Genomic DNA, 22,667 nt, shown 5'->3' on the forward strand with positions numbered 1-22,667 from the left:
GCCAGGACGAAGCTTCACGGGCACGGCCTCCGACCCCAAACACGCTCAAAGTATCCAAAGGGTTTGTATCAGTTCGAGCCCCGTACAAGGGTGCGTTTTGGCTATTCTGGTCAGATTCAACAATCTGCCCGGACAAGGCGGTACAGCATGGAGAACGCGGGAACGGGCACGCAGGTCGCGGGTCAACGCCGGCGATCTCCGGTGGCCTTCCTGACCGGGTCCAGCCTCGCCCAGTCGGCCAGCTACGCGCTCAGCGCCGTACTGGCCAGTACCCTGCTCGGACCACACCAGCGCGGGCTGATGGTGCTGGGCATCACCACCGGCAGCATCGCCGGGCTGCTCTCCGGCCTGGGTACGGGTTCGGCCCTGCGCTCCCGCCTGCCCGCCGTGACCGGTACGCCCGCCGCCCAGCGCCTGCTCGCCTCGTACACCTGGTGGTCGGTGGTCTCCGCGGTCACCGGGGGCGGGCTCGCCGTACTGCTGTCGATCCTCTCCGGACCGCTGATCGACCCCGGCCTGGCGGAGCCGCCGTTCCTGGTCGCCGTACTGGTGATCACGATCGGGTACGTGGCACTGACCCAGTTCCCCGACGTCTGGTACGCCGCCGGCCGGTTCCGCGCCGGCAGCGCCTGGGCGGCGGCGGTCGCCGCCGGTGGCCTGGTCGGTGTCCTACTCGGAGCGCTGCTCGACCGGAGCGCCTGGATCCTGCTGCTGGCCCAGGGGCTGGGCATGGTGACGGTCGCGATGGTCCAGTGCGCCCGGCTGCGGATGGTCGGCCTGGTCCCGCTGGACTCCCCCGACCGCCGGGAAATGGTCGATATGCTCCGGCACGGTTTCCGGGCGCTCGGCCTGACCATGGGGCTCGCTCTGGCCCTGCGCGCCGACCGGTACGTGCTGGGCGCGGTGGCGGGCGCCGCCACGGTCGGCATCTACTCCGTCGCGGCCACCCTGAGCGAGGGCCCCCGGGTGGTGCCCGCCGCCCTGGGACAGCTCGTCAACCGCGAGGTGGCACTCGGGGGTGGACTGTCCCGGGTGGCCCGTGCCCGGCGGACGGCCCTGCTGGCGGCGGCGCTGATCGGCCTGGTGGTGGCGGTCGGCGGCTGGTTCCTGATCGTCCCGGTGTTCGGGGAGGCGTTCGCCGACGCCCGCCCGCTGCTGCTGGTCCTGCTGGTCGCCGAGGTCGCCTTCGCGCCGTTCGCGGTGGCGAGCCGCGCCCTGCTCGGGGGCGGGTGGATGACCACCGCCGGGCTGCTCGGCGCGGCGGGCAGTGTGGTGGCGCTGATCCTGTTCGCACTGGCCATCCCCCTCTGGGGCGCGTACGGTGCGGCGATCGCCTGCATCCTCACGTACGCCGGACTGTCGGTGGCCTCGTGGCGGCTGCTGCGCCGCCGGCTCGGCCGCAACGTGGCACCCCGTCCACGCGAGACGGTCTCACCTCCGATTCGGATCGGACGGTCCACGTAACGCGTTGTCGGTCATCCCTGGTCACGAATTGCTCTCGGCTGCCATTCGAGACCCGGTACCACCTTTCTGCCGGCCATCCGATCAGGCATACTCCGCATAGAAAAGAGTCAATTGGAGGGGTCGGGGGCGCAGGCGAGGAGACCGGTGGTTGAACACGGATGTGCGCGCAAGTGATCCGGCACCATCGATGGTCGGAAGAATGGCGCGGTACGGCGGCCACGTGCTCCGGGAACAACTCGTCCGGCACCGGGCCACCGGACCGACGGACATACCCGTACGGACGGGTGAGGTAACCCGGGAGTGGCTGACCGCCGTACTCTGCACCGGAATTCCGGATGCGGCGGTGCGGGCGTACGCGGTGGCCGACGTGAGCAGTGGCACCTCGACCCGGTGGCGCGCCACGGTCAGCTACAACGACGCGGGTCGGGACGCCGCCCTGCCCACGGAACTGTTCGCCAAGACCACCCGGAGCTGGACCCAGCGCCTGTTGTTGGGGCTGGCCGACGTGCTCACCGGCGAACCGGGCTTCTACCGGCACCTGCGCCCCCACCTGGAGATCGAGACCCCGTACGGGTACCACGGGGCGGTCGACCCCGCATCGGGCCGCTCGATCGTGTTGATCGAGGACGTCGCCACCACCCGGCAGGCCACCTTCTGTACGCCGCAGACGCCGATCTCCCGCGCCGAGCTGGAGGACCTGCTCACCGGCATGGCCACCTGGCACGGGCGGCACTGGAACGATCCCGGGTTGGCCCGGCACCCGTTCCTGCACCAGACGCCGCGTACGTTCGTCGGCAACCTCGCCCGGTTCGCCCAGCTCCGCAGGCGCGGGCGGGTCGGCGTCCAGCGGGCCAGGACGGTGATCCCCGACCCCGTCGTGGCCCGCTACGAGGACCTCTACCTGGCCCTGTGGCGGTCGCTGGAGCTGACCACCGAGGGGCCGCTGACGCTGCTGCACGGCGACCCGCACATCGGCAACGTCTACCGGACCGGCGACGGGCGGATGGGGTTCGCCGACTGGCAGGTGGTCATGCGCGGTAGCTGGGCGTACGACGTGGCGTACACGATCGTGACCGGGTTGAGCGTCGACGACCGCCGCAGGTGGGAACGTGACCTGCTCGGCTTCTACCTGGGCCGGCTGGGGGCGGCCGGCGGCACCGCACCCGACTTCGACGACGCCTGGCTGGCCTACCGGCAGCAGACCCTCTGGCCGTACTTCGGTTGGCTGCTCTCCACCGGGCGCAGCGCCATCCAGCCGAGGTTCCAACCCGCCTCGACCAATTTCGGAATGCTCGAACGCACCTCGAACGCCATCCTGGACCTCGACGCCCTCGGCGCGGTCAGAGGCGCGATCCGACGGGAGCGGTGAGATGGACTGGGTCAAGGATTTCTACTCCCGGACGGGCAACTGGTGGGGTCGGGCCGAGGCGCGGGTCACCGAACGGGACCGGGCGCGGGTGGCGCTGCTGCACCAGCACTGCGGCGAGGAGCCGAAACGGGTGCTGGAGCTGGGCGCGGGCTACGCCGCGACTGCCGTCCAGACGGCGCGGGCCGGGCACACGGTCACCGCGGTCGACATCAGCGACCGGATCGACTTCGGCACCGAACTCGCACGGGACCTCGCTCCCGGCGCCCTGACCCTCGTCAAGGACAACTTCTACGCCGTACGCCTCGACGGGCCGCCGTTCGACGTCGTCTGCTACTGGAACGGCTTCGGCGTCGGCACCGATGCCGACCAGCGCCGGCTGCTCGGTCGGATCGCCACCGAGTGGTTGCGCCCCGGCGGTGTCGCCCTGCTCGACGTGAGCAACCCGTTCGTCTGGGCTCAATGGGACGGCGACGAGGAACACCGGATGCCGGCCCCGGACCGGGGCTACCACCACGAGCTGCGCGAGCGTACGACCTTCGACCCGGTGAGCTGTGTGGCGGTCGACACCTGGTGGGAGGTGTCGAACCCGAGTGAGCGGATCAGCCAGTTCCTGCGCTGCTACACCCCGGCGGACCTGGCACTGCTGCTCACCGGCACCGGGCTGGCGCTGACCGCGATCACGGTCGGGGAGCGCACGTTCGCCCCGACACCGCAGCCGGGCCTGCGTGAACTGCTGCACGAACGGTACGACTACCTGGCGGTCCTGCGACACGATCCGACGTGAGCGGTCGACGGGTCAGCGGCGGGAGGCGTACACGTAGTAGCGGACCCACGGCCGGGGATCCTCGGGACGCGTACGGACGCTGTAGCCGGCGGCCCGCAGCAGGTCGATGACCGGGGCGAAGGTCCGTTGCCAGGACCGGTCCGTCCCGTCGGCGTACGGGGGTTCGGACAGGAAGTCGTGGCAGGAGACGACGAGGTTCTCCACGATCGCGAACTGCTGGAACGACTTCTCCAGCACCGACAGTTCGGCGCCCTCGATGTTCATCTTGAGCAGGTCGATCCGGTCCACCCCGAGCGAGGCGACGATCTCGTCGAGGGTACGCCCGGCGACCTCGATCCCGCCGTCTGCGCCACCGGTCAGGCGGTTGCTGATGTGGTCGACCCGGTCGTCGGTGAGGTGGACCGGGCCGGGGTCGCCGACCACGGCGCACTCCAGAGCGGTCACGTTGGGCAGCCCGTTCAGTTCGACCGTACGGCGCAGGCAGGCGAAGGTCCGGGGGTGCGCCTCGATGCTCACCACCCGCCCGGCGAGCCCGACCAGGCGGGACAGGAGCCGCACCTCGCTGCCCACACCGGCACCGATGTCGAAGACGGTGTCACCGGGTTGTGGCTGGTAGTCGAAGAGGAAGACGTCCCGGGTCGCCTGGTCCTGGGCGCGGGCGGAGAGCCCGCCGAGGGTCGTGTTGACCACGACCCCGGTCGGGTACCGGTGCACCCAGTGGCCCTCGGCGTAACGGACCCGGCAGCGGGACTGCGAGCGGGCGGAGAGGAACAGCGAACCGAGCCCGGCGACCACGCGCCGGTCGACCCGCTCGTCCAGGGTGTCGAAGAGCCGTTTCCTGAGACTTGTCGACATGCGTCGTGCTCCGATCTCTGCGCCGAGCGGCGGGACTGGTCAGCGGGCGGGACCGCTCAGCGGGCGGGGCTGGCCAGCGGGGCCGGCTGCCGGGGCAGGGATCCCGTCGCGTCCAGCCGGTCGCGGTACCACTCGAAGGTGCGGCGTACCCCGTCGGCCAGTGGGACGGTGGGTTCGAAGCCGGTCAGCCGGCGGAGTTTGCCCAGGTCGGGGCGGCGTCGCGTGACCGATCCGGGTGGTGCCGGCAGCCGCTCGATGGTCGGGCTGACGCCGGCCAGGTCGAGCACGAGGTGCGCCAGGTCGGCGATGTTGGTCTCGGCGGTGTCGTCGCCGATGTGTACGACCTCGCCGGTCACCTCCGGGCGGGCCATCAGCCGCAGCACCGCCTCGACGGCGTCGTCCACGTGGCAGAACGCCCGGTACTGGTCGGCGCCCCAGACCCGGAACGGGTCCTCGCCGCTCAGCGCCCGCAGCGCCATCTCCGGGATGACGTGGTCGGTGCCCATCCTCGGGCCGTAGACGTTGTGGAACCGCCCAACGACCGCGGTGCACCCCTTGGCGGCGGCGCCGTGGATGAAGGCCGCCTCGCCGAGGAGTTTGCTGATCGCGTACGCGAACCGGGGCGAGGTCACGTCGGCCACCATCACCGGCACGTCCTCGGCGGTGGGTACGGGCACGATGCCGGCGTCGACGCCTCCGGCGTACACCTCGCTGGTGGAGCTGAAGAAGATCCGTTCGCCGGGCTGTACCCAGTCCAGCAGGTGCAGGGCGGTGAGCGTGTTGACCCGGATCACCCGGGCCGGGTCGGCTTCGACGTTGCGTACGCCGACCACCGCGGCGAGCAGGTAGATCTGGTCGTAGCCGGGTGGCAGTTCGGCCCATGCCCGCGCGCTGGTCAGGTCGGCGGAGCGGACGTCGACTCCGGGATGCGCGCGGAGCGCGCCGATCCGCTCGTCGTCCCGCCCCCGGGAGAAGTCGTCCACGATGGTGACGGTGTGCCCGTCGGCCACCAGCCGGTCGGCGAGGTGCAGGCCGACGAAGCCGGCGCCGCCGAGGATGAGTGCGCGCATCAGGCACCTCTCGCCGGGGTGGGTACGGGTGGGGACGGTGGCACCGCCGGGGTAGGCGCGGGCGTACGCGGAAGCGGCAGGTAACCGATGCCGGCGTAGCGGACACCGGCCGCGGTGATGGCCGACTCGTCCAGGATCCGCCAGGAGTCGTAGACCAGAGCAGGTCGTGGACCGCCCCCGGCGAGCAGGGTATCGACCCGGATCGCCCGGTAGTCGGGGTGGTCGTTGATGACGAGGACCGCGTCGGCGTCGCTGAACGCCTTGTCGATGCTGGTCGGCTCGCCACCGTAGCGGTGGATCACCTCGTCCGGCACCATCGGGTCGTGGCCGACGACGGTCAGTCCGGCGGACCGGAACACCGGCATCATGGTGGCGATCGGGGTGCCGCGCATGTCGTCGGTGGGCGGCCACCCCTTGTACGCCCACCCCAGTACGGCCAGCCGGGCGCCGATCGTGCCGCCGCGTATCTGGCGGAGCAGTTCCACGACCCGGTTGGCGACGTGCAGCGGGAGGTACTCGTTGAGCCGTCGGGCCGCGCCGACCAGGAACGGTCCGGGTTCGCCCCCGGCACTGTCGATCATGATGTACGGGTCCTTGGACAGGCAGCCGCCGCCGACGTACCCGGGCCTGCTCAGGTCCGGCCGGGGGTAGTCGAGGTTGGCCGCGCCGATCACCTCGAGCGGGTCGAGCCCGTGCCGTTCGGCGATCAGCGCCAGCTCGTTGCCGAACGAGTAGATCAGGTCGGTGTGGCAGTTGTTGGAGAGCTTGACCAGCTCGGCCGCCTCCAGGCTGGACACCGGCACCACCTGCGTGGCGAGCCCGCCGAAGAACTCGGCTCCGGCCCGCCCGCTCTCCTCGTCCAGTCCCCCGACCACCTGCGGCAGCTCGACCAGTTCGCGCAGGGCCTGGCCCTGGATGGTCCGTTCGGGCGCCATCACCAGCCGGGCCCGGCCCCACGCGGCCAGGAGTACGGGCAGCACCACCCGGCGGCTGGTGCCGACCGGTACGGTGCTGCGGACGACCACCAGCGTGTCCGGCCCGCACCGGGCGGCGACGTGCTCGGCGGCGGCGGCGAGGTTGGTCAGATCGGGTTGCCGGGTGTCGTCGTCGACCGGTGTGGAGACGGAGATGACCGCCACGTCGACGTCGGCCGGCAGGTCGGTGTGGACGAAGACGGTCCTGCCGACGGCTTCGGCGAACACCTCCTCGATGCCGGGTTCGAAGAGGTGGACCCGCCCCTGGCGCAGTGCGTCCCGGACGGCGGGCGAGGTGTCCACGCCGTGCACCTCGTAGCCCTTGCGCGCGAGCGCGGCGGCCAGGGTCAGGCCGACATAGCCGAGTCCCACAACGCCGATCTTTCGGTACAACTCAGGCCTCCTCAGGTAGGGAACACATCGGTTAGGGCAGGTAGCCGTCGGGTCAGGCGGGTACTCCGCTCGTCGCCGGGGTCCGGGCGGGGTCGGGGCCGATCCCGGTGGCGGTGGCGACCGCCGCGTCCCAGAGGTCGCGGACGGAGTCGACCAGGTCGTGGGTGGGTGCCCAGCCGAGCACCCGCAGGGCGAGCGAGTTGTCCCCGCACATCCAGGGCACGTTGGCCGTCCGGGCGGCGGCGGGGGCCGGGGCCTCCTCGCGGATGGTGCCGGTGAATCCCGCGCTCCGGGCCAGCATCCGCACCGCGTGCCGGGTGGCGACCGCGTACCCGCTGGAGATGTTGAAGACGACGTGGGGCGGCTCGGGCACGCCGATCGCGGCCCGGACCGCGAGCGCCACGTCGCGGACGTCGACAAAATCGCGGTACGCCCCGAGCGCGCCGAGCCCGATCTCCGGTGTCCCGGTCTCGCTCGCCTCCAGCAGCAGTGCCGCCGTCCGGCCGAGCACGTTCTCGGTGGACAGTCCGGGGCCGATCGGGTTGAACACCCGGAGCACCACCGCGTCGATCCGCCCGGCGGACCGGGCCAGTTCGACCAGTTGGGTGCCGGCGAGGTGGCTGAGGCCGTACTCGCTGACCGGGGTGGCGGGTTCGTCCTCGGCGACCGGGGCACCGAACGGGACCGGCCCGTACTCGCCGGCCGAGCCGAGCCGGACGAACCGGGCCCGGGGGGCGCCCGCCGAGACCGCCTCGATCAGCTTGGCGGTGACCAGGGTGTGCGCGCGGATCATCGTGTCCGCGCCGCCGGTGAGCTGCCCGGTGCAGTTGACCACCGCGTCCGGCCGGGCCGCGTGGACCAGTTCGGTCAGCTCCGCCACCTCGGCGGCGAGCAGGTCGCACTCGGCCCGTCCGGGGCAGGTCAGCTCGGTGTCGGGTTCGAGTACGGCACGTACCCGCGCCCCGACGAAGCCGGACGCGCCGAAGAGCAGCACCCGGCTCACACCGGCTCCCGTACCCCGGTGGGGAGCAGGGTCGACCGGAGGTCGTCGAAGGTCCGGTTCGCCTCGTCGTAGTCCTCGGGGCGGCCGATGTCGAGCCAGTACCCGTCGAACGGGTAGCTGGCCGGCAGCCGGCCCGCCCGGAGGAGGTCGATCATGAGCTGGTCGAAACCGAACGGCAGCCCGGCCGGGTACGCCGAGATGGTGTCCCGGGACAGGCCGTAGAGCCCCATGCTGACCTCGTAGTCGAGGGTGGGCTTCTCGGTGAACTCGACCACGTGGTCGCCCCGGCTGACCAGGACCCCAAAGTCGATCTTGACGCTCCGGCGGAAGGTCGCCACGGTCAGCGGGGCGCCCGAGACGCTGTGCGCGGCCAGCAGGTCGGCGTAGTTGAGGTCGGTGAGGATGTCGCCGTTCATCACCAGGAAGTGCTCGGGGAGCCGGTCCCGGAGCCCGAACAGCGGGCCGACCGTGGAGAGCGGCACGCGCTCCTCCACGTAGTCCACCCGCAGGCCGTAGCGGGACCCGTCGCCCACGAACGCGCGGATCAGCGATCCCATGTGGTTGATCGCCAGGGTCGCCCGGGTGAATCCGCAGTCCGCCAACTGGAGCAGGACGATCTCCAGGATCGCGTGGCTGTCTCCGATCGGCACCAGGGGCTTCGGCAGTGACGTGGTGTACGGGCGAAGCCGGACTCCCTTGCCGCCGGCCATGATCACCACGTGCTTGTCGTCTTCCACGCAACCCCCCACCCGCCTGGCCCGGTCCTCTGTCGTCAACGACGGGCCCACCGACGAGTCACGCAAAGGGGCCGACTGCGCAAATAAAGTGAATGTGATGCCAAATAAAGTGAAACAACCCACCTAACGCGAAAAGAGCGACTAAGTGTTTGTTACCTGACAGCACCCGCAGCAGCCGCAGGCCCGGACGCGGCGACGCCAGACCCGGATCAGGGAGTCACCCCATGCCACTTGCCGCAGTCCCCGCTCCCCACCTCCACCCCGTACGCCGACGACCGGGCGCCCGGCGTCGTACGGTGGCGCTGCTCGGCGTCGACACGGCCGCCTGGATCGCCGGCTTCCTCACCGCGGCCTGGACCCGGTACGAGTTCGACCTGAGCACCCAACTGGTGAGCCGGGTCCTCGTCGCCGCCCTGCTGGCCAGCGTGATCTTCACCGGTCTGACCACGCTGCACCGCCTCTACCTGGGACGACACCCGCTGGGCAGCCTCCTGGAGGCGCGTACGCTCACCGGCGCGGTCGCCGCCACCGCGGCCCTGATCGTGATCGGGGTGCTGCCACTGGACACCCACCCGATCCCGGCCAGCACTCCCCCGGTCGGCGGGGCGATCGCCCTGCTGCTCATGCTCGGGCTCCGGTCCGTGCACCGGCACCGGCGCAGCCGGTCGCTGCGACCGAGCACCGGGTCGGCCCGCCCGGTGCTGCTGTTCGGTCTCGGCTCGGCCGGTCAGTCCCTGCTCAAGGCCATGGTCAGCGATCCACGCGGCAAGTACCTGCCGGTCGGGCTGCTCGACGACGATCCGGAGAAGCGGCACCTGCGCCTGGACGGCGTACCGGTCCTCGGCGGACGCCCCGAGATCGCCACCGCGATCGGCCTGACCAGGGCGAACACCCTGATTCTGGCGATCGCCAGCGCCGAACCCGAGCTGATCCGTCAGGTCCGCGCGACCACCCTGGAGGCCGGCGCCGAATTCAAGGTCCTACCCCCGGTACGCGAACTCGTGGACCACCGGATCAGCGTCGCCGACGTACGCGACCTGAAGATCACCGACCTGCTGGGACGCCCGCACGCCGTCGCCGACCTGGGCACCCGGGGCGCGGAGGTAACCGGGCGGCGGGTGCTGGTGACCGGCGCCGGGGGCTCGATCGGCTCCGAACTCTGCCGGCAGCTCATGCGGGCCAACCCGGGCGAGCTGATGATGCTCGACCGGGACGAGTCGGCGCTGCACGCCCTGCAACTGTCGCTGACCGGACGGGCTCTGCTGGACGGACCGGAACTCATCCTCGCCGACGTACGCGACGCCGAGGGGATCGCCCGGGTGGTGGCCGAGCGCAAGCCGGACATCGTCTTCCACGCCGCCGCGCTGAAGCACCTCACGCTGCTGCAACGGCACCCCGGCGAGGCGATCAAGACCAACGTCTGGGGCACCCTGTCGGTGCTCAGCGCCTGCCGGGACGTGTCGAGGTTCGTCAACATCTCCACCGACAAGGCGGCGAACCCGATCAGCGTGCTCGGCTACTCCAAGCGGATCACCGAGCGGCTGACCGCGCACACCGCCGCCGCCACCGACGGCACCTTCCTCAGCGTCCGCTTCGGCAACGTACTGGCCAGCCGGGGGTCGGTGGTGGGGGCGTTCCAGGCCCAGATCGACGCCGGACTGCCGATCACCGTCACCCACCCGGAGGTGACCCGCTACCTGATGACGGTGCAGGAGGCGGTGCAACTGGTGCTCCAGGCATCGGCGATCGGCCGCGACGGTGAGGCGCTGGTGCTGGACATGGGCAGTCCCGTACGGATCGACGACATCGCCCGCCAGCTCGCCGCGCAGGCCCCCGGCGCCCCGCAGATCGTCTACACCGGCCTGCGTCCCGGCGAGAAGCTGCACGAGGACCTGATCGGTGCCGGTGAGGAGGACCTGCGTCCGCTGCACCCGCTGATCTCGCACGTGACCGTCCCGCCGCTCGACCCGATCGAGGCCAGCGCACTGGATCCGTTCGACACCCCGGCCAAGGTGATCGAGCGTCTGGCCTGGCTCTGCGAGCAGCCCGCCACCTTCGCCCCACCGGTCATGCACGTCCCCAACACCCGCGCCACCCACCCCCCGATCACCATCCCCACCGAGGGGTGAGGGTGGCGTCTCAGAGGCGTACGGGCAGCGCGGCCAGCCGCCACGCACCCGGCACCAGCTCGCGCCGGAGTTCGTCCGGCGGCACGGCGAGCGCGAGGTCGGGGAACCGGCGCAGCAGGGCCCCGAACGCGACCTCGCACTCCTGCCGGGCCAGTGGCGCGCCGAGGCAGTAGTGCAGCCCGTGGGCGAAGCCGACGTGCCGCTCCCCGCGTCCGTCCCGCTCGCGGGTCAGGTCGAGCCGATCCGGGTCGTCGAAGACGCGCGGGTCGTAGTTCGCGGCGACGAGGATGGGCATCACCGCCTCTCCCCGGCGTACGAGCACGTCGCCGATCCGGAGGTCCTCGGTCGCGAACCGCATCCGGGTCGCCTGGGCCGGGCCGCACCAGCGCAGCAGTTCGTGGACGGCGCCGGGCATCAGGTCGGGGTCGTCGCGCAGCAGGGCGAGCTGGTCGGGGTGGGTGAGCAGGGCGACCGTGCCGTTGCCGATCAGGTGCGCGGTGGTCTCGTGGCCGGCGATCAGCAGGGTCAGGATCATGGCGATCATCTCGGTGTCGCTGAGCCGGTCGCCGTCCTCGTCCTGGGCCCGGATCAGCCCGGTAATCAGGTCCTCCGCCGGTTCGGTCCGGCGTTGCCCGATCAACTGCCGGGTGTGGTCGACCAGGTCGGCCAGGGCTTCGGCCAGGCCTGCGCCGGACGGGTCGACCAGGGCCGCACTGGCCCGGCGCCACCGTGGACGGTCCTGCTCCGGTATGCCGACCAGGTCGCAGATCACGATGATCGGCAACGGGTACGCGAAGTGCCGCAGCAGGTCGACGGCACCGCCCTCGGCCGCGTCGGGGAGCCGGTCGAGCAGGTCCTCGGCGATCTCCTCGATCCTCGGGCGCAGTTGCGCGACCCGGCGGGCGGTGAACGCCCGTGACACCAGCCTGCGCAGTCGGGCGTGGTCGGCCCCGTCGAACTCGAGGATGTTGGCCAGCAGGTAGCGGGCGTGTTCGTCGGGGACCCCACGGGCCCTGAACACCATCTCGGCGAGGTTGACCCCGTTGCTGCCCGGCACGCTGGCCGGGTTGGTCACGAAGCGCGGATCCCCGAGGACCGCCCTGACGTCCTCGTGCCGGGTGACCACCCACGGCGGTTCGACGCCCGGAATCATGGCTCGGGCCATCGGTGTCTCCTCCCGGATCCGGGAGTATCCGGTGAACGGGTCGCGCAGCAACCGCTCGTCCATCAGGTCGAAGGTCCCGGTGCTGGCAGCGGCGTCGGGCGGGGTCGCGGTCATGGCTTCTCTCCCGGGGTGCTCAGATCTTGCACGGTGCTCAGAAGGCGAGCTGACGGCTCAACTGGTGGTGCAGGCGGTCGAGCGTGCGATGGAGCAGGGCGCGTACCTGCTGTGCCGCCGGGTCGGGTGTCCCGTGGGCGGGCGATGGTTCGAAGGCCGCACCGGCGATCCCGGCGACGAAGTCGGCGGTGGTCTCGGCGGCCGACGCCCCGACCGGCGCGCTGTCCTCGGTGAGCAGGTAGCCGGTCAACAGGGCGACGAATCCGTGGCACTGCTGCTCGGCGTCGGCATCCGTACGGGCCACCCCGTGCTCGCGCAGGATGTCGAAGTAGTCCGCGACGATCCGGTCCCGCTCGTGCGGGATGCCGGCGACGTCCGGGCTGTGCGCCAGCGCGCCGAGGGTGTCGGTGTCCCCGGTGAACAGTGCCCGGCTGATCGGCTCCTCCCGCAGCCACCGGTAGCCGAACCGGGCGACCCGGCCCGGTGACACGGCGGTCGGGTCGGCGTCGATGTCACGCAGCAGCGCGTCGACCAGCACCACCGCGGACCGGGTCAGCAGGGCCAGGAACAGCGCCTCCTTGGTGGGGAAATGCAGGTAGACGGTGCCCTTCCCGATGCCGGCCCGGCGGGCGACCTCGCCGATCGTGATCCGCTGGTAGCCCCACGACACCAGCAGGTTGCCGGCGGCGTCCAGGATCCGATCGGTCCGCAGGCCGCGCTCGACATCCACCTGGCCGGAGTTCTGGCGCTCGACCTGGTCCACCCGAAATCTCCCCTCGTGACCCCGTGACCAGATTTGACGATCTGGTCACGAGCTGCCTGGGGGCACAGTAGGGCAGCACGGAGTCCGTACGCAAGCCATCGGTCCCTGTGACAACGCCGGGGACCCCTATCCGGCGAAGACCTCGGGGATCCCGGTCCTGATCCGGTCCACGGTCTCGGCGACGTCGAGCCGGGTCGTGTCGATGCCCAGGTAGCGGTAGTCGGCGTCGGTCGCCCGCCGGAGGGTCGGGTCCTCCGGAATCAGGTCGACCATGTCCCGCCACTCCTGCGTGGTCCGCTTCGCCCGGGTGGTTCGCCGCAGGTCCCGTACGTCCTTGGCGACCAGCAGTTCCACCAGGAACACCGCCGAGGGCCGGGGCAGCAGTTGGCGGAAGGCCAGGTAGTCCGGATAGCCACGGAGGAAGCTGCCGGCGATGACGTTGACGTACCCCGCCGCCCAGAAGTTCTCCACCAGGCCGGCGACGTTCCGGCGGAGCAGGCCGAAGAACCGGTCGTCCATCGGGCAGGGGTTGGTCTGTCCGATGTCCTCCGCGTCGATCCGGGCACCGTCGGGCGCGTACGGCAGCAGGGCGCGGACGATGGTGGACTTGCCCGCACCCTCCTCGCCGTTGACGATGACGAGCCGGCGCTCCCGCCGCGGGTCGGGGGTTCGTTCCGGAGCAGACATCCACCGAGTATCACCGGACGGAGCCGCCGCTGACCGGTGCTGCCCGCCGCTGCCCGGTGGTCAGATCGAGCGGAGGCGGCGGCGTACCGGCGGGTTGTCGATCCAGCCGACGAAGCGCGCCTCCACCTGCTCCGCCGTCAACTGGACCAGTACGAGTGCCGCCCGGTCCCGGAAGTGCACCATGAACGTGGCCAGGCGGTCGTGGTCGTCCTGGTAGAGGACCCACATCCGGCGTCGGAAGACCGGGCAGGGCCACTGCTCGCCGTCGTCGCGGCAGAGCCAGTCCCCACCGGGTCGATGCGGGGCCACGAGGTCGTCGTCGTCCGCATCGTTCACACCCGCGCCCCCATCTGCGTCGCCAGTTCGGTGACCAGCGCGGGCGCCGTACCTTTTGTTCTCCGGAGGATGTCCGCCATCAGCTCGTGCGCGATCGGCCGACCCCGGATCTCCCACGGCGCGACCCGGTCCGCCTCGACCAGCGCCTCTCCGGCACAGCCGGTCTCGCCGACCAGGAGGTAACCACGGGCGAGGTCGAGCAGGTGGTGCGCCCGCCGCTCCGGCAGCAGCCCGGCGAGCGCCCGGTGGTTGAGCTGGTGCGCGTGGATCGAGACCGCCTGTCGGCCGTCCCCCAGCTCGACCGCCGCCGCCGCGCGGTGCAACTCCACGTTGGTCGGGCCGAAGCTGGTCCAGTATTCGTTCCGGTCCCCGCCGAGCATCTTCGCCGCCTCGTCGGCCCCCCGGAACAGGTCGTGCACGCCCGCGTTGTCGCCGAGCCGGGCCGCCGCCATCGCCGCCTGGAGCAGCAGTGACCCGTACACCGACAGGTGGGCCGGGTCGGCGGTGCCGAGGTCGGTCGGGGCGAGCCGGTGGGCCATGACCATGTTCGCCTCGAAGGCCGGGCGGGCCCGGCCCATCGCCAGGAGCGCGTTGGCCATCCTGCTGGTCGCCACCGCCGCGAGCAGGTCGTCCTCGGCTCGCCGGGCGGTCCCGATCGCCCGGTCGGCGGCCAGCCGGGCCAAGTCGCACTCGCCGAACTTCCGCAGCGCCGAGGAGGCGATCTGGAGCACCTGTCCGAGCAGGCTCGCCGCCTGCCGCCCGGCGTCGCCACGGTGGTACGCGTCCGCCGCCTGGGCGTCGCGCAACAGTCCCGGCAGCCCCCGGACCAGTACGCCGTACCGCGCGTACTGGTAGGTGAGCCAGGCGTGGTTCACCGACTGGGCCAGCTCGTGCAGCGGCGTCGCCGGGGCCCGACCGAGCGGGGCGACCGGCGCGGACCGCTCCAGCGCCTGCCGGAGATCGTCCAGCTCCCGTTGGTCGTAGCTGCCCGACGGGCTCGACCCCCGCTCGGGATCCCGGTTGAGCAGCATCGCCACGTCGATCTGGAGCACGACGGCGATCTGGTAGAGCATCGAGAACTTGTCGAGTCGCCGGTCCCCCCGCTCGACCTTGTCGACCCAGCTCTTGGACCTGCCGATCCGATCGGCGAACACCTGCTGGGACATCTTCCGCTGGCCACGCCAGTAGGCGACCCGACGCCCGATCGGCAACTCGTCCATCACGCGGTCGGGTTGCGTCGGATCCGACCGGACACCCCAATCGAAAAGAATTCGTACGGTTCAGAGGCCGACTTGGTGTTGAACCTCCCGCCGTTGCGGGGCTGTTTGCGATTTTCTGTTTCTGCCGGGACGACAGGGGTGGTTGTCACCTGTTCCGGGGTGACGGTCGTATCCGAGCCGAGCTTTGTTTGCGATTCGCGTTCCTCGTTGGACATCGCGCTCTCCCTTTCGTCGTTGGAAGGGGCCGCCCCGGACGCTGGCTGGGGAAGCCGGAGCGCCTTCCACGGTCGCACCCGGTCGACTTCGTTTGCCGCCAGATCCAAACACTTCCGCTAGTGACACTCTGCTGTGGAACCCCCTACTGTCGGGAGCGGTTACGCCCCGGCGTGGTTTGGTACCGAATCGACGGTCCACGCGTGAGACACGCGACGGACGATGTGAGGACGGTGTGGGATCCGATGGATGACCGGCTGCAATTTCTCCTGGACGAACTGCGCCACGCCCGCGCGTCGCGGGGCATGACGCAGGAGGATCTGGCCAGGGCGATGAACTACTCGCCCTCCACGATCGGGATGGTCGAGACCGGTGGACGCCGCCCGCCGCCCGGATTCTGGGAACTGTTGGACAAGGTGCTCAAGACGGGCGGCCTCTTCGTCCGCCTCCTGAAGCGACTCGGCTCCCCGCAGTGGATGCAGGAGTGGGAGGGCGCCGAACGCGAAGCCCTGGTGCTCCGGTCGTACCAGTCGATGGTGGTGCCGGGACTACTCCAGACCGAGGCATACGCCCGCTCGATGTTCCAAGCCGGAAACATGCTCACGGACGAGGAGATCAACAATCGGGTGACCAATCGCCTGGACCGGCAGTCGGTGTTCACCCGCGAGAAGCCCCCGCAGTTCACGGCGGTACTCGACGAGGCCGTGCTCCGCCGCCCGATCGGCAGCCCGCGCGTCATGCGCGAACAACTCCTGCACCTCGTCAAGGCGACCGAGCGCCCCCGCCTGCGCTTGCACATCGTGCCCTCATCCGTCGGGGCGTACCTTGGATTGGGCGGACCCTTTGTCCTCGCTACGCTGCCGAGCGGAGAGGACGTCGCCTATCTGGACAACCAGCTCAAGGGTCAGGTCATCGATCGAGCCGAGGACGTGACGCTGGTCCGGGAGGCGTGGGAGTCCATCCACGGCGAGGCACTTCCGCACCAGCAGTCAGTCGAGTTGATTTTGGGAGTGGCGGAGACATGGATCTGAGCGGCGCGATCTGGCGCAAGAGCACCCGCAGCAGCACCAACGGGGGTGACTGTGTCGAGGTGGCCGACAACCTGACCGGACACGTGTACGTCCGGGACACCAAGGACCGCGACGGCGGCACCCTGACCTTCGGGCCGAACGCCTGGCGTGCGTTCGTCGGCGCGGTCAAGGTCCGCTGATCCGACTCGTACGACGCCCCCGCGCCGCCTGGGCCGGGGGCCTCGTCCGATCCGCCGCTCTGAATCCGTGTCGCCGGGCCGCTTCCGTCAGGCCCGTGGCCGGCGCCGGGTCCGACCGGACATGCCGATCACGAAGGTCTTGTACGGCACCGACGCACCACCGCCGTTGGCCGTCGAGCCGTCGGGGTCTGCCGTCTTTCCCGATGTCGTCTTCGGGATGACGGTGGTCGGGCGCTTGGGCGTGGAGGTCGTGGTCGACTCGGACTCTTCGCTGGGCATCAGGAGCTTCCTCTTCGTTGGGATGTGTATGCGGTACCCAACCGTAGGAGCTGACAACCGCCGACCGTACGCATCGACATGGAACTTGATCAGAACTTGAGCCTCCGTACTGCGGGGCGGATGGTGGTGGGCCTCACAGTGCTTCGCCTGGTCACGCTCGGGGTCGTACGCCGGGAACGCCGGATAGCCTTGCCGGTTGGACGATGACCCCGACCGGGAAAAGTGGCAGCGATGAGCATCAGGCCCGACGAACACGACATCTCAGGTAACCCCGTCTGGTCGTCGCTGACCGGTCGGCATGCCCGTTTCGCCACCGCCCACGGTCGGGCCGTCCGCTTCCAGCCGGACATCTCACCGTTCTCCGCCGTCACCGACTGGCACGACGAGGGGGCCTGGTCCGACCTGGCGACGCTGGCCGGACCCGGTGCGATCGTTGCCGTCGCGGGCGTCGGACTCGTGCTGCCCGCAGGGTGGGACGTGGTGTGGCACGGGGAGGGGCTGCAAATGGTCGACGTCGCCGTGGAGGCGGCCGACGATCCGGAGGCGGTGACGCTGACCGGGGCTGACGTACCGGAGATGCTCGACCTGGTGGCGCGTACCGAGCCGGGGCCGTTCGCCCCGCGCACGATCGAGCTGGGGACGTACCTGGGGATTCGCCGGGGCGGTGCGCTCGTCGCGATGGCGGGCGAGCGGCTGCGGGTGCCCGGCCTAACCGAGATCAGCGCGGTCTGCACCGATCCCGGGCATCGGGGCCAGGGGCTGGCCAGCCGGCTGATCAAGGCGGTGTCGGCCGGGATCCGTCGCCGGGGCGACACCCCGTTCCTGCACGTCGCCGGGAACAACATCAACGCGATCCGGCTCTACGAGGCGATGGGGTTCAAGGTGCGTACGGAGATCACCTTCGCCGCCCTCCGTACCCCGTCGGCCGAACCGACCGGGATCGCCTGACCCGCGCGGACCGGGTCTTTCGAATTGATCGCGGCCGAGGCACCATGCCCACATGCGTGATCGGGAAACCCTGACCCCTGTCGAACCGCTCATCCGCCCGGCGGTGCCGGCCGATGTCGACGTGCTGCACCGTTTCGTGGTCGAGCTGGCCGAGGCGGTGCAGCTTCCGGAAGCCGTCACCGCCCAACCCGGGGACCTCGCCGAGGCGCTGTTCGGCGCGCGTCCCCTCGTCGAGGCGGTGGTGGCCACCGTGGACGGGCAACCGGCCGGGTTCGCCCTGTTCTACCCCACCTACAGCACGATCCTCGGTCGGCCCGGTCTGCACCTCGAAGACCTCTACGTCAGCCCCGGACACCGGGGCGGTGGCCTGGGCCGGGCGCTGCTCGTCCATCTCGCCGAACTGGCCGTACAACGTGGCTGTGCCCGGCTCGAATGGTGGGTGACGCGGACGAACGAGTCGGCGCAACGCTTCTACGACAGCCTGCACGCGCGCGGCCTGGACGAGATCGAGGTCCTGCGCCTCGACGGCGACCTGCTGCGGAACCTGGCGGGCGCTACTCGCTGAAGGCCCGCCGGGCGTGCACCAGCAACTCGCGCACGGCGGGGCTGTGCGCGTTCTTCCAGACCAGGGCGAGCAGGGCCGGCGTCTCCAGGTCGTCGATGGTGCGGGCGACGAGCCGGTCGGTGTAGCGGGTGGCCATCGAGTTGCTCAGGATGCCGACGGCGAGGCCCCGGGCGGCCAGGTCCGCGATGGCATCGGCGGCGCTGGCCTGTAGCGCGATCGTCGGCCGGAGGCCCCGCGCGGCGCAGGCCTGGTCGAACACCGTGCGCAGGCCGGTCCCGACCGGCATACAGACGATCGGGTACGCGTCCAGGTCGCGCAGGGCCACCCGTCGCTTGCTCGCCAACGGATGCCCCGCCGGGACCGTGACGACGAGCCGCTCACTGATGATCGTCACCGCCTCCAGCCCGTCCGGGGTGGCGGTCGCGCAGCCGACGAGTGCCAGGTCGATGCTGCCGGCACGCACACCCTCGACGAGCCGGTCGGAGTTGTCCTCCAGTAGTGCGACCTCCACACCGGAGTGGGCGCGATGGAAGGAGGCGAGGGCATCGAACAGCGGCGTGACGGTGCACCCGATGACCATCCCGACGGTGAGCCGCCCCCGGATCAGGTCGGTCACCTCACCCACCGCCTGCCCGACCGCCCCGGCGGCGGCGAGCGCGACGCGGGCGTGTTCGAGCGCCGCCTTCCCCGCGACGGTGAGCGTGGCGGTACGCGCCGAGCGGTCGAACAGGTCGGCACCCACCTCGCGTTCGAGCTGGCGGATCTGGGCGCTGACCCCGGACTGGCTGATGTGCACCCGCTCGGCGGCCCGGGTGAAGCTCTGCTCCTCGGCCACCGCGACGAAGTATTCGAGCTGCCTCAATTCCATAACCAGCGATTCTAGATCCCAGTAGATCCATCTGTTGGACTTCTGATCGCCGGGCTACCACGCTGGGAAGCAACCAAGCCCCACGCACCTCCCCACCGCCCCGAGAAACGCAGGTATCGACATGCGCAAGTGGCTGCCGCTGATGACGGTCTGCCTCGGTACGTTCATGCTCCTGATCGACGTCACCATCGTGGTCGTCGCCCTGCCCGACATGGTCGGTGACCTGGACGCCTCCTTCGGCGCCCTGCAATGGGTGATCAACGCTTACGCCCTGGCGCTGGGCGCCCTGGTGCTCGGGGCGGGTTCGATCGCCGACCTCGTCGGGCACCGCCGGGCGTACGTCGTCGGGCTCGCGATCTTCGCCGCCTCGTCGCTGGTCTGCGGCCTCGCCCCCAACACCGGCGTGCTGATCACCGCCCGTACGGTCCAGGGCATCGGTGCGGCGGCCATGTTCGCGACCACGTTCGCCCTGCTCAACAGCGCGTACGCCGGACGCGACCGGGGCACCGCGTACGGGATCTGGGGTGCCGTGTCGGGCGCCTCCGCGGCGGTGGGCCCGATCCTCGGCGGGCTGCTCACCGAGGGCCTGTCGTGGCGCTGGATCTTCTTCGTCAACCTGCCGGTCAGCGCCGTCGCCATCGTGCTGTGTCTGACCACGCTCGCCACCGTCCACGTACCGGGCCGGGGCAGGGTGGACATCGGTGGCATGGCCAGCTTCACGGCGGCAGCGGCCTGCGCAACGTACGCGCTCATCCGGGCGAACGAGGACGGCTGGTCCGATCCGGGGGTGTGGGCGCTGCTCGTACTGGCGGTGGCGCTGCTGGCCGGGTTCGTCGCGTTCGAGTCACGCTCCCCGTACGCGATGTTCGACCTCGCCCTGCTGCGCAACCGCTCGTTCGTCGCGGTGCTGCTCGCCGGCCTGCTGCTGACGTTCGCCGCCTTCGCCACGTTCACCTACACCTCGATCTGGCTCCAGTCGGTGCTGGGCATGACTGCGATCGGGGCGGGGCTGACCGGGCTGCCGATGTCGATCACGGCGTTTGCCGTCTCGGCGGTACTGGGACGGATCCTGCACGGGCGGCGGCCCGATCTGGTGATCGGTGGAGGGCTGCTGCTCGTCGGTCTCGGCAGCCTGCTCACCGCCGTGCTCGTACGCGGTTCGGCCGGCTGGCCGGCGCTGGTTCCCGGTCTCGCCGTGGTCGGGGTCGGCGTCGGCCTGGTGACGCCGATCCTCGGCTCGGTCTCCATGTCGCTGGTGCCGCCACAACGCGGCGGCATGGCCGCCGGTGCGGTCAACACCGCCCGCCAACTCGGCTTCGCCTTCGGCATCGCCGTGCTGGGCAGCGTCTTCGCCGCCCGCGCGCAGGCTGTCCTGTCCGGACGTGAGGTGCCGGACGCGGGTCGGGTCGCGCACGCCATTGCCGGGGGTCAGACGCCCGGCCTGCTGCACGCGGCCCCGCCGGACGGGCGGGAACTGCTCGACAGCGCGGCGCACGCGGCGGCGGTCACCGGCGTCCAGGGGACCTTCGCCGTGGCCGGAGCCGTCGGCATCGTCGCCGGCCTGGTCGTGGTCTTCCTCATGCGACCCGCCCCGGCTGGGATGAGGCAGGAGCACGAGCGCCCGCCGCTCCCCCAGCCGACGCCGCGCTGACACTGGGGCGTGCGCGGTCCACCGGCTCCCACCGTGCTGTGGCGTGCGCGGTCCACCGGCTCGGCCTGCCGAACCGGTGGACCCCCCACGTCCGCCCAGCGGCTCGCCGCCGAACGACGGTGACTCGATCAGGGCTTACATACCCAGCGGAGTAGGTACATCAAAGATGATGTAAAGAAAATTCGCGTCGTACGGCTCAGGCGGTGTCCGTTGCCTTCTTGATCACTGCCCAGCCGGCGCCTCCGGTCGCCCAGGGTCAGCGTCTCAGCGACGACCGCCCGGGCCGTACCACGGGGTCAGGCCGCCGGGCGGTCGGACAGTGGGCGTCGGCGGCGGGCCGGGTCGGTCAGGGACACGGGACGCCAGGCGCCGTCGGGGTGGTAGACGTTGGTGCCGGGCGGGACGATCTCGTCGATCCGGTCCAGGGTGGCGTCGTCCAGCACCAGCGAGGCGCCCTTGAGCGACGCTTCCAGGTGCTCCATCGTGCGCGGCCCGATGATCGCCGAGGTGACGCCCGGGTGGGCCACGGCGAAGGCCAGGGCAAGCTCCGGCAGGGTGCAGCCGATGCCCTCCGCGACCTCGACGAGCTGTTCGACGATCTCCAACTTGGTCACGTTGACCGGGAGGGAGGGGTCGAACCGGCCCGGGTTGAGCCGGGGACGGCCGGTCGAGAGGTCGACGGACTCCCCCCGGCGGTACCGACCGGAGAGAAAGCCCGAGGCGAGCGGGCTCCAGACCAGGACGCCCATGCCGTACCGCTGGGTCACCGGGAGCACGGAGGTCTCGATCCCCCGGGCCAGGATCGAGTACGGCGGCTGCTCGGTCCGGAACCGCCCGATGGCTCGGCGCTCGGCCACGTGGTGCGCCTCGACGATCTCCTCAGGTGGGAAGGTCGAGCACCCGAAGGTACGGATCTTGCCTTGGCGTACGAGGTCGTCCAGGACCGACAGGGTCTCCTCGATGTCGGTGGTGTGGTCGGGGCGGTGGATCTGGTAGAGGTCGATCCAGTCGGTCTGCAACCGCTTCAGGCTCTCCTCGACCTCCTTGAGGATCCAGCGCCGGGAGTTGCCGCCCCGGTTGCGACCCTCGCCCATGTGGAAGTGGACCTTGGTAGCGAGGACCACGTCGTCGCGCCGGCCCTTCAGGGCCTTGCCGACGATCTCCTCGGACTCCCCCAGGGAGTACATGTCCGCGGTGTCGACGAAGTTGATCCCCTGGTCGAGGGCGGCGTGGATGATCCGGATGCTGTCGTCGTGGTCGGGGTTGCCGACGGAGCCGAACATCATCGTGCCGAGGCAGTGGATGCTCACTTCGATGCCGGTGCCGCCGAGAATTCGATAACGCATGGACGGCAACGTATGACCTAGAGTCGACTCTAGGTCAAGCTCGTATCCTTGGCGGCATGGAGAGCACCCGGACCGAGAGCCCCGGTCTGAGCATCGGACAGGTCGCCGAACGCACCGGACTCAGCGTGCACGCCCTGCGCTTCTACGAGCGCGAGGGCATCATCGAGCAGGCCGTACGGCGCGACGGCGGAGGCCGCCGGGTCTACACCGAGTACGACGTGGCCTGGCTGCGGGTCTGCATCATCCTGCGCGCCTCCGGCATGCCGCTGCCGACGATCCGCCGCTACACCGAGATGGTCCGGCAGGGCACCGGCAACGAGACCGAACGCCTCGCCCTCATGCTCGAACACCGCGACCGGGTCAACGCCCAGATCGCCCAGCTCACCCGGTCCCTCGACCTGATCAACCACAAGGTCGGGGTGTACGAGGACATCCTCGCCGCGAACCCCGCCGACCCGTCCGCCTCCTGCGTCATCCCGGAGGGCTGACGCAGGGCGGGGACGCCGGTCGGGGCCACGCCGGTC

Annotated in this window: 24 protein-coding genes; 10 read left to right on the plus strand and 14 right to left on the minus strand. The window is 70.7% G+C overall.

Going from position 1 to position 22,667, the window contains the following annotated elements; genetic code table 11:
• Window positions 1-147: 147 nt before the first annotated feature.
• The 3 genes from OIE47_RS01865 to OIE47_RS01875 all read left to right on the plus strand — a co-directional run bounded on the left by OIE47_RS01865 (window position 148) and on the right by OIE47_RS01875 (window position 3,617).
• The gene (locus OIE47_RS01865; protein ID WP_326559722.1) at window positions 148-1,464 is read left to right on the plus strand and encodes a lipopolysaccharide biosynthesis protein; all 1,317 of its coding nucleotides are present in this window, start codon (window positions 148-150) and stop codon (window positions 1,462-1,464) included.
• Window positions 1,465-1,663: 199 nt separating this feature from the next.
• Window positions 1,664-2,833 carry a phosphotransferase gene (locus OIE47_RS01870; protein WP_326559723.1) on the plus strand — a complete coding sequence of 390 codons (1,170 nt, stop codon included), beginning with the start codon at window positions 1,664-1,666 and terminating at the stop codon, window positions 2,831-2,833.
• A gap of 1 nt (window position 2,834) precedes the next feature.
• Window positions 2,835-3,617 (plus strand): class I SAM-dependent methyltransferase, encoded by a 783-nt coding sequence (locus OIE47_RS01875; RefSeq protein WP_326559724.1) that lies wholly within the window; start codon window positions 2,835-2,837, stop codon window positions 3,615-3,617.
• 12 nt (window positions 3,618-3,629) lie between these two features.
• Here the strand turns inward: OIE47_RS01875 and OIE47_RS01880 are convergent, their stop codons facing one another.
• From OIE47_RS01880 to OIE47_RS01900, 5 genes are read right to left on the minus strand one after another with little or no spacing between them, the layout of a single operon-like run.
• On the minus strand, window positions 3,630-4,472 hold the full coding sequence (locus OIE47_RS01880; RefSeq protein ID WP_326559725.1) for an FkbM family methyltransferase: 843 nt from the start codon (window positions 4,470-4,472) through the stop codon (window positions 3,630-3,632).
• Window positions 4,473-4,528: 56 nt separating this feature from the next.
• Window positions 4,529-5,542, minus strand: a complete 1,014-nt coding sequence (locus OIE47_RS01885; protein ID WP_326559726.1) for an NAD-dependent epimerase/dehydratase family protein — start codon at window positions 5,540-5,542, stop codon at window positions 4,529-4,531.
• On the minus strand, window positions 5,542-6,909 hold the full coding sequence (locus tag OIE47_RS01890) for a nucleotide sugar dehydrogenase (protein WP_326559727.1): 1,368 nt from the start codon (window positions 6,907-6,909) through the stop codon (window positions 5,542-5,544). The genes OIE47_RS01885 and OIE47_RS01890 overlap by 1 nt, the downstream gene beginning before the upstream one ends.
• A gap of 52 nt (window positions 6,910-6,961) precedes the next feature.
• Window positions 6,962-7,912: an NAD-dependent epimerase/dehydratase family protein gene (locus tag OIE47_RS01895; RefSeq protein WP_326559728.1), complete on the minus strand. Its 951-nt coding sequence runs from the start codon at window positions 7,910-7,912 to the stop codon at window positions 6,962-6,964.
• Entirely contained in the window at window positions 7,909-8,649 is a 741-nt protein-coding gene (locus OIE47_RS01900; RefSeq protein WP_326559729.1) for a sugar phosphate nucleotidyltransferase, read from the minus strand. Before OIE47_RS01900 ends, OIE47_RS01895 begins: the two co-directional genes overlap by 4 nt.
• A 224-nt stretch (window positions 8,650-8,873) precedes the next feature.
• Here OIE47_RS01900 and OIE47_RS01905 point away from each other — a divergent pair, with 224 nt between their 5' ends.
• Window positions 8,874-10,778: a polysaccharide biosynthesis protein gene (locus OIE47_RS01905; RefSeq protein ID WP_326559730.1), complete on the plus strand. Its 1,905-nt coding sequence runs from the start codon at window positions 8,874-8,876 to the stop codon at window positions 10,776-10,778.
• A 10-nt stretch (window positions 10,779-10,788) separates the two neighbouring features.
• Here OIE47_RS01905 and OIE47_RS01910 read toward each other — a convergent pair whose 3' ends face one another.
• From OIE47_RS01910 to OIE47_RS01935, 6 genes are all read right to left on the minus strand, one after another.
• Window positions 10,789-12,057, minus strand: a complete 1,269-nt coding sequence (locus OIE47_RS01910) for a cytochrome P450 family protein (protein ID WP_326559731.1) — start codon at window positions 12,055-12,057, stop codon at window positions 10,789-10,791.
• Between the two features lie 37 nt (window positions 12,058-12,094).
• Entirely contained in the window at window positions 12,095-12,820 is a 726-nt protein-coding gene (locus tag OIE47_RS01915; protein WP_326559732.1) for a TetR/AcrR family transcriptional regulator, read from the minus strand.
• Window positions 12,821-12,946: 126 nt separating this feature from the next.
• Window positions 12,947-13,507, minus strand: a complete 561-nt coding sequence (locus tag OIE47_RS01920) for a hypothetical protein (protein WP_326559733.1) — start codon at window positions 13,505-13,507, stop codon at window positions 12,947-12,949.
• A 60-nt stretch (window positions 13,508-13,567) separates the two neighbouring features.
• Window positions 13,568-13,843 carry a hypothetical protein gene (locus OIE47_RS01925; RefSeq protein WP_326559734.1) on the minus strand — a complete coding sequence of 92 codons (276 nt, stop codon included), beginning with the start codon at window positions 13,841-13,843 and terminating at the stop codon, window positions 13,568-13,570.
• On the minus strand, window positions 13,840-15,063 hold the full coding sequence (locus OIE47_RS01930; protein ID WP_326562970.1) for a helix-turn-helix domain-containing protein: 1,224 nt from the start codon (window positions 15,061-15,063) through the stop codon (window positions 13,840-13,842). Before OIE47_RS01930 ends, OIE47_RS01925 begins: the two co-directional genes overlap by 4 nt.
• Window positions 15,063-15,278 (minus strand): hypothetical protein, encoded by a 216-nt coding sequence (locus tag OIE47_RS01935; RefSeq protein WP_326559735.1) that lies wholly within the window; start codon window positions 15,276-15,278, stop codon window positions 15,063-15,065. The genes OIE47_RS01930 and OIE47_RS01935 overlap by 1 nt, the downstream gene beginning before the upstream one ends.
• Before the next feature lie 243 nt (window positions 15,279-15,521).
• Between OIE47_RS01935 and OIE47_RS01940 the strand changes: the two genes are divergently transcribed.
• Window positions 15,522-16,307 carry a helix-turn-helix domain-containing protein gene (locus OIE47_RS01940; RefSeq protein WP_326559736.1) on the plus strand — a complete coding sequence of 262 codons (786 nt, stop codon included), beginning with the start codon at window positions 15,522-15,524 and terminating at the stop codon, window positions 16,305-16,307.
• Window positions 16,298-16,486 carry a DUF397 domain-containing protein gene (locus tag OIE47_RS01945; protein ID WP_326559737.1) on the plus strand — a complete coding sequence of 63 codons (189 nt, stop codon included), beginning with the start codon at window positions 16,298-16,300 and terminating at the stop codon, window positions 16,484-16,486. The genes OIE47_RS01940 and OIE47_RS01945 overlap by 10 nt, the downstream gene beginning before the upstream one ends.
• 87 nt (window positions 16,487-16,573) lie before the next feature.
• Here the strand turns inward: OIE47_RS01945 and OIE47_RS01950 are convergent, their stop codons facing one another.
• Window positions 16,574-16,765 (minus strand): hypothetical protein, encoded by a 192-nt coding sequence (locus OIE47_RS01950; RefSeq protein ID WP_326559738.1) that lies wholly within the window; start codon window positions 16,763-16,765, stop codon window positions 16,574-16,576.
• 231 nt (window positions 16,766-16,996) lie between these two features.
• Here OIE47_RS01950 and OIE47_RS01955 point away from each other — a divergent pair, with 231 nt between their 5' ends.
• Window positions 16,997-17,713 carry a GNAT family N-acetyltransferase gene (locus OIE47_RS01955; RefSeq protein WP_326559739.1) on the plus strand — a complete coding sequence of 239 codons (717 nt, stop codon included), beginning with the start codon at window positions 16,997-16,999 and terminating at the stop codon, window positions 17,711-17,713.
• Between the two features lie 52 nt (window positions 17,714-17,765).
• On the plus strand, window positions 17,766-18,278 hold the full coding sequence (locus OIE47_RS01960; RefSeq protein WP_326559740.1) for a GNAT family N-acetyltransferase: 513 nt from the start codon (window positions 17,766-17,768) through the stop codon (window positions 18,276-18,278).
• Here OIE47_RS01960 and OIE47_RS01965 read toward each other — a convergent pair.
• Window positions 18,268-19,146 carry a LysR family transcriptional regulator gene (locus OIE47_RS01965; RefSeq protein ID WP_326559741.1) on the minus strand — a complete coding sequence of 293 codons (879 nt, stop codon included), beginning with the start codon at window positions 19,144-19,146 and terminating at the stop codon, window positions 18,268-18,270. The two genes, OIE47_RS01960 and OIE47_RS01965, sit on opposite strands and share 11 nt — an antisense overlap.
• A 121-nt stretch (window positions 19,147-19,267) precedes the next feature.
• Between OIE47_RS01965 and OIE47_RS01970 the strand changes: the two genes are divergently transcribed.
• On the plus strand, window positions 19,268-20,797 hold the full coding sequence (locus tag OIE47_RS01970; RefSeq protein WP_326559742.1) for an MFS transporter: 1,530 nt from the start codon (window positions 19,268-19,270) through the stop codon (window positions 20,795-20,797).
• A gap of 296 nt (window positions 20,798-21,093) precedes the next feature.
• Here the strand turns inward: OIE47_RS01970 and OIE47_RS01975 are convergent, their stop codons facing one another.
• Window positions 21,094-22,143 carry an aldo/keto reductase gene (locus OIE47_RS01975; RefSeq protein WP_326559743.1) on the minus strand — a complete coding sequence of 350 codons (1,050 nt, stop codon included), beginning with the start codon at window positions 22,141-22,143 and terminating at the stop codon, window positions 21,094-21,096.
• A 56-nt stretch (window positions 22,144-22,199) separates the two neighbouring features.
• Between OIE47_RS01975 and OIE47_RS01980 the strand changes: the two genes are divergently transcribed.
• A complete protein-coding gene (locus OIE47_RS01980; RefSeq protein ID WP_326559744.1) occupies window positions 22,200-22,631 on the plus strand; it encodes a MerR family transcriptional regulator in 432 nt (143 codons plus the stop codon).
• Window positions 22,632-22,667: the final 36 nt, after the last annotated feature.

Origin of the sequence: Micromonospora sp. NBC_01796, assembly GCF_035917455.1 — a bacterium.
Classification (GTDB): Bacteria; Actinomycetota; Actinomycetes; order Mycobacteriales; family Micromonosporaceae; genus Micromonospora_G.

Coding starts and splice junctions, on each gene's coding strand:
- OIE47_RS01960 (WP_326559740.1), top strand. CDS start 17,766: ATGCGTGATCGGGAAACCCTGACCCCTGTCGAACCGCTCATCCGCCCG.
- OIE47_RS01910 (WP_326559731.1), bottom strand. CDS start 12,057: ATGACCGCGACCCCGCCCGACGCCGCTGCCAGCACCGGGACCTTCGAC.
- OIE47_RS01870 (WP_326559723.1), top strand. CDS start 1,664: ATGGCGCGGTACGGCGGCCACGTGCTCCGGGAACAACTCGTCCGGCAC.
- OIE47_RS01955 (WP_326559739.1), top strand. CDS start 16,997: ATGAGCATCAGGCCCGACGAACACGACATCTCAGGTAACCCCGTCTGG.
- OIE47_RS01970 (WP_326559742.1), top strand. CDS start 19,268: ATGCGCAAGTGGCTGCCGCTGATGACGGTCTGCCTCGGTACGTTCATG.
- OIE47_RS01975 (WP_326559743.1), bottom strand. CDS start 22,143: ATGCGTTATCGAATTCTCGGCGGCACCGGCATCGAAGTGAGCATCCAC.
- OIE47_RS01920 (WP_326559733.1), bottom strand. CDS start 13,507: ATGTCTGCTCCGGAACGAACCCCCGACCCGCGGCGGGAGCGCCGGCTC.
- OIE47_RS01950 (WP_326559738.1), bottom strand. CDS start 16,765: ATGCCCAGCGAAGAGTCCGAGTCGACCACGACCTCCACGCCCAAGCGC.
- OIE47_RS01930 (WP_326562970.1), bottom strand. CDS start 15,063: ATGGACGAGTTGCCGATCGGGCGTCGGGTCGCCTACTGGCGTGGCCAG.
- OIE47_RS01875 (WP_326559724.1), top strand. CDS start 2,835: ATGGACTGGGTCAAGGATTTCTACTCCCGGACGGGCAACTGGTGGGGT.
- OIE47_RS01865 (WP_326559722.1), top strand. CDS start 148: ATGGAGAACGCGGGAACGGGCACGCAGGTCGCGGGTCAACGCCGGCGA.
- OIE47_RS01885 (WP_326559726.1), bottom strand. CDS start 5,542: ATGCGCGCACTCATCCTCGGCGGCGCCGGCTTCGTCGGCCTGCACCTC.
- OIE47_RS01945 (WP_326559737.1), top strand. CDS start 16,298: ATGGATCTGAGCGGCGCGATCTGGCGCAAGAGCACCCGCAGCAGCACC.
- OIE47_RS01965 (WP_326559741.1), bottom strand. CDS start 19,146: ATGGAATTGAGGCAGCTCGAATACTTCGTCGCGGTGGCCGAGGAGCAG.
- OIE47_RS01935 (WP_326559735.1), bottom strand. CDS start 15,278: ATGTCCAACGAGGAACGCGAATCGCAAACAAAGCTCGGCTCGGATACG.
- OIE47_RS01880 (WP_326559725.1), bottom strand. CDS start 4,472: ATGTCGACAAGTCTCAGGAAACGGCTCTTCGACACCCTGGACGAGCGG.
- OIE47_RS01940 (WP_326559736.1), top strand. CDS start 15,522: ATGGATGACCGGCTGCAATTTCTCCTGGACGAACTGCGCCACGCCCGC.
- OIE47_RS01980 (WP_326559744.1), top strand. CDS start 22,200: ATGGAGAGCACCCGGACCGAGAGCCCCGGTCTGAGCATCGGACAGGTC.
- OIE47_RS01905 (WP_326559730.1), top strand. CDS start 8,874: ATGCCACTTGCCGCAGTCCCCGCTCCCCACCTCCACCCCGTACGCCGA.